Origin of the sequence: Pseudomonas sp. PDM25 (assembly GCF_019219045.1) — a bacterium.
In the GTDB taxonomy this organism is placed as follows: Bacteria; Pseudomonadota; Gammaproteobacteria; order Pseudomonadales; family Pseudomonadaceae; genus Aquipseudomonas.
The window spans coordinates 1-9284 of the sequence record NZ_JAHUWL010000038.1 but is presented as its reverse complement, the minus strand read 5'-3'; the positions used below and the strand labels follow the sequence as shown (position 1 = coordinate 9284).

6 protein-coding genes and 3 pseudogenes are annotated in these 9284 nt (G+C 52.7%); 5 read left to right on the top strand and 4 right to left on the bottom strand.

All coding sequences use genetic code 11. From position 1 onward, the window contains the following. The 4 genes and pseudogenes from KW848_RS31010 to KW848_RS30995 all read left to right on the top strand — a co-directional run. Positions 1–326 (top strand): annotated as a pseudogene (locus tag KW848_RS31010) (type VI secretion system tip protein VgrG); the annotation flags it as partial. Continuing rightward, complete coding sequence (locus tag KW848_RS31005) at positions 311–1186, top strand: DUF4123 domain-containing protein (protein WP_218539134.1); 876 nt, start codon at positions 311–313, stop codon at positions 1184–1186. The pseudogene KW848_RS31010 and the gene KW848_RS31005, both read left to right, overlap by 16 nt. Beyond that, on the top strand, positions 1173–4571 hold the full coding sequence (locus KW848_RS31000; protein WP_218539133.1) for a LysM peptidoglycan-binding domain-containing protein: 3399 nt from the start codon (positions 1173–1175) through the stop codon (positions 4569–4571). Before KW848_RS31005 ends, KW848_RS31000 begins: the two co-directional genes overlap by 14 nt. Continuing rightward, positions 4568–5905 (top strand): tetratricopeptide repeat protein, encoded by a 1338-nt coding sequence (locus KW848_RS30995; protein WP_218539132.1) that lies wholly within the window; start codon positions 4568–4570, stop codon positions 5903–5905. The genes KW848_RS31000 and KW848_RS30995 overlap by 4 nt, the downstream gene beginning before the upstream one ends. A 14-nt stretch (positions 5906–5919) precedes the next feature. Here KW848_RS30995 and KW848_RS32285 read toward each other — a convergent pair. Next, positions 5920–6096 (bottom strand): annotated as a pseudogene (locus KW848_RS32285) (CDP-alcohol phosphatidyltransferase family protein); the annotation flags it as partial. 47 nt (positions 6097–6143) lie between these two features. After that, positions 6144–6451 (bottom strand): annotated as a pseudogene (locus tag KW848_RS30990) (transposase domain-containing protein); the annotation flags it as partial. A 76-nt stretch (positions 6452–6527) separates the two neighbouring features. Here KW848_RS30990 and KW848_RS30985 point away from each other — a divergent pair. Beyond that, positions 6528–7514, top strand: coding sequence for a helix-turn-helix domain-containing protein (locus tag KW848_RS30985; RefSeq protein ID WP_218539131.1), 987 nt, complete (start codon positions 6528–6530; stop codon positions 7512–7514). Positions 7515–8385: 871 nt separating this feature from the next. On the opposite strand, the gene KW848_RS30980 is transcribed toward KW848_RS30985, so the two are convergent. Then, positions 8386–8676: a hypothetical protein gene (locus tag KW848_RS30980; RefSeq protein WP_218539130.1), complete on the bottom strand. Its 291-nt coding sequence runs from the start codon at positions 8674–8676 to the stop codon at positions 8386–8388. Positions 8677–8692: 16 nt separating this feature from the next. Next, the gene (locus KW848_RS30975) at positions 8693–9019 is read right to left on the bottom strand and encodes a hypothetical protein (RefSeq protein WP_218539129.1); all 327 of its coding nucleotides are present in this window, start codon (positions 9017–9019) and stop codon (positions 8693–8695) included. Between the last annotated feature and the right edge of the window lie 265 nt (positions 9020–9284).

Below are 9284 nucleotides of genomic sequence, written 5' to 3'. Positions count from 1 at the left end.
TTCAGGCGGGCACACAGGCTCACGTCACTGCCACCAATGTGGTGATCGAAGCGGACGTCAGCCTGACGCTCGAGGCCGGTGGTCAGTACATCGTCATCACTTCGGGCGGTATTTTCAGCAGCGTGCCTATTGTTCAAGGCGGCGCGCCCCTGGCAGGCGTTCCGCCTATAGCTGCGACTGCCGCACTGAACCTCATGGCCGGGACGGACGCAGTACTGCGCAGCACACCAATATCTGGCGTCATCACTTCAGGCATTAACAAGCTGTGTGGCAAGCAAAGTAATGGCGCGTGCAGCCGGGGAGATTGCACATGCGAGAAAAGCTGATCAATTTTGTTGGCTGGTCTCGCCAGCGAACGGTAACGGAGTCTTCCCAAGGCGTGTATTTCATCCTCGACCAAATGCTTTATCCCAATCTGTTGAGCGAACTTTCTGCGCAACCAGTGGCGACTTTTGACTACTTGCTCGAGGGTACTGATTTTACTTCGCTGGCAGGTACGGGACCGATCTGGCTCACGGCTCAATGGGGCAGTGCACTAGCTAACTGGTGCTTGGAGCTTTGTCAGTATCGGCACGCGGGTATCGTGATCACCGCTACGGACGGCGAACGAGCACTCAACCATGCGCGCTGGTTGCTGAAGGTCAATGATGGTTCCGGTGGCCAAAGCTGGGTGACCTATTATCAGCCCGCCTTGTGGGCGGCAATGGCTGGCACCACAGCGCCACAGGCTATGCCTTCGTTGCTAGGCCCCTGGTCGGCGGTTTACGCCTCATCGCCGAATTACATCAGTGGTTTGGCGCCGGGGTGGATGAACTGGCAAACCGACATCCCCTCCACGATGCCAGCAGCAAACTACTTCACACTTTCGCCACACACCGAACCGGCCTACCTCACGCTACGTTGGGTGTATTGGATTGACGAACAGCACATTGCCTTGCATGAGCCGGATGTCGAGCGATTGCCGCTTCTGATCGACAACCTGAACCTCTTGCGCCAGCACCAGATCTACGAAAGCGCTCATTTGCTGAATCTGGCTGACGTATTGGTGAGTGAAAGCCTCGCCACTCAACCTGCCGCCATGACCATCTTGCTCAGTGCAGATGAAACCCTCTGCAAGGTTAAGCAATTGCAAGCACTGAACAAGGTGCCAGCATCCCGGAGAATGGAAGCCCATGGAACTGACTGATTACACCGTCAAAACAGGCGATACCTTAGGTGATATTGCCCAACAGTGCGGCAGTAGCGTGGCACAACTGCGTCAGTTGAACCGATTTATCCCATCCTCGAATATCCTTAAATCGGGTTGGAATCTCAGCGTTCCCGCGCAAGGTAGAGCCGGTGTGGCTGCCAGACCAACGTCGTCCGCCATTGCTCCCTCTGAGGCTGAAAAGCCGCCCGCGGCGCCACCGGTTTCCAAGGTTTTGGAACTGGACCCGCAAACTAAACCCAAGCCATCTGGGAGCGTCTATTTTGGCCCTCAGGAAAAACTGCCCTGTTCCTTGGTTTATGCCAACATCATCTATGCCACCCATGAAAAGGAATTCTGGTTGCTCTCGGCTGAAGCGGCCAATGCGCTCAAAGAGTCCGCCAGCAAGCTGAGCGAACTTATTGCCCCAGATATGGGTACTGAAGCACGTCAAAAAGTCTTGTACGCCTGCGATCTACTGGATTACTTCCTGGAACCCAAACTGGTTAACTTTCTGGAAGGTGCGCAGAAGGCGCGCATGCTCGAGATTGAGGCGCAAGAACCGCTGATCGCCGATCCTCGCTACGCCATGGAGGTCAAAACCGCTGTTGAAACCAGGCAGCGCGACATCTCGGCCAAAAGCGTTGGGCCAATCGATCCTTATGAGCGACACGACCCGCTGGAAGCCAACGATCGCATGCTGGCTCAGTACAAAAAATATCGCGAGCTACTCGCACTTCATCAAGAATGGAAAAAGTTGGCCAATGCGGGTCAAGCCGAAGCCCAACGCCAGGGCTACGTGATCGAGGGCGGCACACTGTTCACTCCGGAAGCCCTCAAAGTCCGAGAGATTGTTCAAACTTACCTGAGCGAGCGGGCCAAGCTGCTGGATGACAAAGGGCAACTCACCACGTTTTCAGTCGATGACGTGGCCAGCGTGTTGCAAGCCGCCAGCGGCCATCAACAGCGCCTGGAAAGCTGCTTGCTCGACTGTGATGCAGAGCTGGTGACCTACTACGCGCTGCAAACGCAGGAGGCGGCAAAATTCGCCTACCCGAATTACCTCGATGCGATTCTAAAGGCCGCGGACTATGGCATCGCGCTGCCAGAGTTGGCGTTGTGCCAAGGTTCAGATCTGAATTCGGGCGTACAAGCAGTCAAGCATTATCTGGCGCTGCAGTTGCAACAAGCCGGCATTAAACAACGGCTGTTCGACAAGTACGAAACCTGGATCAACGCCAGCGGTGAAAACATCAAGGCGCCGGACAGCTTGGTCGCGGATGAACGCACGGCATGGACGCAACTGCAAACCGACTTGGAGGCGATCCGGCAGTTGGCAGAAAACAATGTCGCCTCGACAGTACCCCGGCGACATTTGTTGTGGGAACCGGACCAGTTCAAACCGACACCGGTGGAGCGCCTGGTCAAACCTGACTTCCCCTTGCGAGAAATCAGCTGGCCAGCCGGCACCTCACCCGTGCATCACATCAGCCTGACGGTGCTCAAAGCGTTGAAGGATAAAACCGCTGCTAAGTGGACCGGTAACAGCAGTGGGAAGTCCGCAACAGATCAGGCCCATAGCGTTTTCCAGCAATGGCTGAGGTCCATGGGATCGATACCTATTGCCGATCAAGGGCCGTGGTTCGACCAAGAAGGCTGTTTTGATGTTGAGCTGTTCTACTCGCAATTGAAGCAGCAGAACTACGAAGTCAAAACCCTGGTCCGTGCGGAGCAACGCAAAACCTGGGGTGACCAGTTGCGTCAAATGCTGTTTTTTAAAGGGGCCCAACGCGAACTGCGCCTGTTTGACTCGAGTCCGCAAGCGCAGTTGATTCGCTGCTTGACGCCACAGGTTTCTAACGTACAGCGAGAGGTCAGTACCACCACCAAATTTTCCAGAAAGGGCCTCGACCTCTCGGTAACGGGACGCCTCGATGTAAACCTGGCCATGGGGGAAGTCGAACTGTTCAAGCTTGACTGGCCGGAGCGCACTGCCGCCCAGGATATCAAGGTTCAGTATCAGCGTAGCGATGGTCAAGGCGTTGCCGAAATGAACGTCGGGCGTTTTTCGTTCGACGTCAGTGCTCATGCATGGGGATTTGCCGGTGCGGCCATGATGGCGTCTGCCGGCATCTATCTGACCCCCAGCAATACTAAGTATGGCGCCGGATTGAGTGCGATACAGGATGCACAAGCACCTGCCGGCCAACTGGCGGGCGCACATACCCAAAAGAGTGCGCCTGTACTCTCGGGCAAAGCCGCTAACGTCCAGGTCAAGGATGGCGCCACGGCTGACTTCAACCTGTTTGCCGGTGTACAGGCCGGTGTCCGGGTCTCGGGTGCCCTCAATTGGGCGCCACCCCAAGACCTGGTCATGCTGCGTACGGTATCGCTGTTGACCGATCCGGCACAACGAGCCAGACAAAGTGGTGCACAGTGGCTCAGCCTGGCACGGTTGGAAGGCGACATTGGTGCCGCTGCCGGGGTCGGTATTTCCGGAGAGTTCACCCTCTCCGCTGACAAGGGGCAGTTGATTCTGCGCATCAAGGCAGGATTGATCTGCGGGGCCGGGGCTAAAGGAACCTTTGCCTTTCAGATCGGCTACGACGGTATTTATGAACTGTTGAACCTGTTCCGTCGTGAGCTGCACAAAAACCACGGGCAGCCGCTGGACTGGGTGGACGGTAGTGCCTTGGACCTGATGAGTAAAATGAATCTACTGGGGCTGGCGGGATTGGACCCTGTCATGCTCTACCTGATGGGCTTCGACAAAGTCGCCGAACTCTGTGAAGCCCTAACCTCCGGTGGCAAAGGTGGACCCATTGCCCACACCATCATGAACTACAGCAATCCTGCGGAGCTGGAACAGTGGACCATCGAGGCGATTCCGGAAGCCCTGGGGCCGATGTTGATGACGCTGATTAGTGAGGCGAAAGCGTTTACAGCGATCGATGTGCTTCCTGATCCTGTCACAGGTAAACGTATTGATATAAAAACCCACTACACCGAATCCCAGTGCTGGATGCTTCAGCAAAAAGCGATCACCCAATTGTTGAACTGGATTGTCGCCAACGCACAGAAGAAGGGCAGTCTTACCGCTGCTCAAATACAGTTTGAAGCAGCCTGCATGCGCATGAGCCGCTTCGGTACCAAGTCAGATACGCCTGGGCAATCGTACTGTGAGAACAGGCTACGGTTGGATAATTTTATGGCTGAAGGGGTTGGGCGGTTACTTGAGCGTCGGGCAGATGAAATTCGTGCCCACTACAAAGCCAGATCTACGCTGCTCGGTTCTGGGAAAGATAAATGCTGTGAGCGTCGAGGCTATTACGGAAGGGACTATGTGCCAGGTGGTACCGCAAAATACACAGGGGAAGGGCAATGACAGGTTCAACAAAACCGACGCTTATATCGTTTAGCGTAGGTGCACTTTTTGCCTTGCTGATGAGCTTTTCCGCACTCACATGTGCGGCGTTGACACCGCCTCAGCAAATGGCCAAGGAGCGCGGGGTTATCCTGTACAGCCAGTTGAAGCCCGCGGAAAAGGAGTTGCGGATCGCCGCCGAAGCTGGGGATGCGGAGGCGCAGTTTTATTTGGCGGAACAACTTCGCCATCTGGAACTTAATAAAACGTTAGATTCGAAAGAGTCACTAAAGTGGTTCGTGGCTTCTGCTAATCAAGGTAATTTGTTCTCCCTCTATCAGTTGTCTCACAACGTTAAGCTGTGTGTTATTGCTTTAGTTTGTCCGAAAGGGGAAAAAAGCCGGAATGAATGGCATCAAGAGTTTGAAAAAACGTTAATGGAGAAGTTTGCCTCAAATGATTTGCAGCAACTAGATGAACTAAATGACTGGGTGGCTAAGTCGGATGTTGTAGGAGAGTGGTTTCATCTACAGGATGAGCTTCGTTATGCAAAAAACCACAGGGTGGAAGATACTCGTGAGTGGCTGGTACATTCTGCTAATCAAGGAAATGTTAATTCCCTACTTCGTCTGGCTATAAGTGATGGAGATACATTGTGCACCATCGTTAAGAATTGCCCGAAAGGAGATAAAACTCAGCGCGAATGGAAATTAGAGTTTGAGAAGATTGCACGGGAAAAAATTGCTTCCTGTGACATGGAAGCCGCATATTTATTATACGTAGGCAATTCTGATTTTAATATGTTGATTAAATCAGCAGAGGGAGGCTACCCATTCGCACAATATCAGCTTGCCAGGAGTTATTCTGCTGGCGATGGCTTTTTTTGGTGGTTTGGGCAGCGCCGCAAAGAAGTTGTCAAGTGGTATAAGCGAGCGGCTGAAAATGGCTATCCAAAAGCAATGGTTGCATATGCAGCCTATATCCATGAAGATAACGGAGATCTATCAATTTCGCGGTATTGGCTAGAGGAGTCTGCGAAGGTCGGGGACAACAATGGTATCGGTTTGCTCGCTCGAGAGTATGCAAATAATCCAAATTACTATGGCTTTCCATTTGATATGGTGAAGGCTTATGGCCTTATGTTGTTTTTAGTGAGTTTAGATAATAACAAGTATGATATTGAGCTTGATCGGGGGGTATTAGAAAACTATTCAAAAAAAATGACGCCCAAACAAATCGAGCAAGGCAAAGCCTTTGCCGAAAAATGGAAGGTCACTCACCCGCTTGAAGGCGTTCAATCTCAGCAGCCAGTGGGATCGGAAACAGGTGGCAAACTTCGTGCTTCAAGTCGCTGAGGCCGGCCTGCCTGGCCGATGGCATAACCGAGTCCTACGATCAGCAGGCTGTCTGCGACGCGATCAGGAAATTCGTTGTAGAGACTACCGATAGCAGACTGCTTGCCGCCCTCGATGGCCACCATACCGTCGAACAGGTTGCACAACAGGCGTAATTGAATACTGATTACGCAGAAGATCGAACCGGCTATTCGTATCCGGTCCACGAAGCACACCTACCGCCAGATATGTTTCACGTTTACCGTGACATTTCCGGTGAGCAGTTCCACGGCAGTAAGGCCTCAAAGTCCTCCACCGACTGCGCATGCGGGAGCCGTTCAAGTACGTGGCGCAGCCACGTATAGGGTTCTTGGCCGTTGACCTTTGCGGTCTCGACCAAGCTGTAGATCTGGGCACTGGCGGTAGCAACCCTTGGGCGTATCACTGAACAGCCATGCCTTGCGCCCTATAACAAACGGTTTTATTGCGCGCTCGGCTCTGCTGTTGTCTATGGGTAAAAAAACCAGCCTCCACGTAACGTTGCAGCCGGCGCCAGTTGTTACCCATCCCGGAGACGATGATTTACCCGGTTTCGATACGCCGCTTCCTGTGAACTCCTGCCCTGGCGCTGACTGGTTAACTCATGAGATTCCCCTGGAAAAATTCAAACTCTATGTCCGATGCTCACGCGCTGCCCGACTACCACCGATGCCTACCCGCCGAACTCCACAGCCAAGCGGATGCTTTTATCCGCTATCTGCACGAGCTCCCCAATAAATCACCGGTCGAGTGCCCTGCGTGCGGTCATCCACGCTTTAGACTGGACCCCAGTCAAAATCTGCGCCTGCCTTTTTACCGCTGCGTCGCGTGCAACAAAGGCTTTAACTGTCTGTCGAAAACCCCATTTTCGGGGTATGGGCTGATGCACCTGTGGTCGACCTATGCTCAGTACCTGTTAGCCGGTTGGCCTACGCCCAATATTGCCAAAGCTATGGGCATCTCCCCCAGTACCACGTGGCGCTGGATCAAGCCCTGCCGCGCCGTGATGGCCAAAGAATTTCCGGCGCTCTATCACTGGTGGTCAGCACGGCAAGATCGAACCGACCTGGATCCACCGCCACATATTGCCGCCCAGGCCCAGACGTTCCTGAGTGGGTTAGAGCATTTACTGACGCCGCAACAGGCTGTTTGCTCAAGGTGTGGCTCGCCTGATATACAGCGTGTTGATGAGCGGCGCCCTAATTTCTACTGCTCAGGTTGCTCAAGCACGTTGAGTTTGTTGCGTGGCACGTTGCTGTCCCGAATGGGTTATCCGGAACACTGGCTGGGGTTCGCTCAAGGGCTCATCAATGGCGCAAGCGTGGTGGATTTGCAGCGACGTACAGGGCTTTGCGGGCCGACGTGCAAGCGCTGGCAGGTGCTTTTTACCCAGATGCTGGAGCAGCAGGGGCACGCCGAACTAATCCACTGGATTACCTGGCTCCGTAGTCGCCGAGTCAAAGAAGTGAATGATTTTGTGCGTGACGGCGGGCAGATGGAGGTTGTCGCCGGCTCTCGTTATACCGCGGGGTCAAATCGACGTTTTTCCATTCCGCCAAAGCATCCACGGAAGCGAAAGTTAGTTACTTAAACCCGTTCAGCGGAGTGCATTCTGCCGCTAACTATATCGCCGACAATAGACTACTACGACAGATGGCACGCTGGTGATTGAGACGGACATCAGTGAAGGCAATCGATTCAAGACGAGAGTATTGGATAGAGACGTCTAAAGACTAAGTGAGTTGTACGCTCACTGTCGAAGGTTTTTAACTACTTCGTAAAGGCTCAGAAATGATCAACAAACGGCTTCGCTTTCTCATTGTTGATGAGAGCTTTATTAATTGCATGTTGATAGAAAAATATTTAAACCATTTGGGCTATTATGGTGTGGTCACTGCGCATGATTTTAGTGAGATGCTCATTTAGCTGGGGTTGGCCCCGTACCCTTTGATCTGGTGATTTTCAATGCGGCAGTTGTCAGTCGGGATTTCAATTTGTCTGCGCTTCTCCAGCTTGGTCGTTATGTACACCGCTCATTAATATATAATCAAGAAGCCCTATCACTATTAAAAGCTCGGGCTCAGAATTTAATTAAAGTCGACTTGTCAGAGCTGCCCGATGAAAAATATATCGAGGAGCTACTGGAAGTCATAGAGCACCAGGGCAGCCATTTAAGCGCCGTAGTTTCACCCGGTGCGCGGAGTACTTTGGTTCGGTCTTAGACGTAACGGCAAGCTCGGCCACTCGCCCGGTGCGATCCTTGGCTACACACGTACATGCGGCGAGCAAATTTGGAAGATTATAGGGAAGCGAAGACGTGGTTTTGCACTGGCACTTACGATGGGGACGAGTCGCCCTATGTGTTTATGGTTAAGACTTTCATACATGGTCACCGCATAAATTCGCGTGGTTTATCTCACGTATTTTGTGTTGTGTATCGGTTGGTATTTCCGGGCGGGTCTTTAAAAGTACTTCTTGTTTAAACCCAGAAGCATCATGCCTTTGTCGTAGCACAGCGGGATACTCTGGCAGCTGCCTCCCGCTTTCTTGACGTCTTGTTCTTTGACGATGGGTAGGTATTTGGGTAAGTCTTCATCTTCTATTTCTTTGCCATCAACCGAGCAGTTAAAGCTCGCCGTCGGCATACAGACCACTTCCGGTAGCGGCTCCGTTGACTGTACAGGAGTGGGTTCGGCAGGGGCGCTCAAGTATTTCCCGCCAAATCCGGGTCCCGTTCCACTTTTGTAAGACACGGGGTTACCCTTCGTATCAGTTCCCAAATACCAGCCGAATGTATAGTAGATAACTACCCGCAGGTGCATTGCCAGCGAAACTACCACTGTTGGAACAGACCCCTTGATCGTCGCACATGGCATTCTGTTGACTGCTGATACTTTCAATACGTTGTTGACCCAGCTGGTCGGTGTAGACGTTGCTGATCCGAACCGGCGTATTCGGAACACGGCAATCCCATTCTTTGAGGCCGTAGTACTGGTCTACTCGGATCAACGAACAAGCCGCGACATCCTCTTGAGCCTGTACGGTACCGCCAAGCATTAACAGGAGTGGGAGCAGCGTAAGTGGTGCATGCTTCATGATGATACCTTTCGTGATAATAGGGGTTGGGCATTGCCGCATGGTATTTATTCATTAAGGCTAAAAAATAAAGGCACGGTTTTTTCCGTGCCTTTTTGCATCTAGTGAATACCCACCGGCTTGTCATTTTTGTCATAACAGATCGGGTATTCGCAATACCCACCGGCATTGAGTACTTCCAGTTCGTAGACCGCTGGCAGGTATTGCTGGAGCGCTGCTTTGGCCACTTTCTTACCATTGATAGTGCAGTCATCGTCGGCCTGGG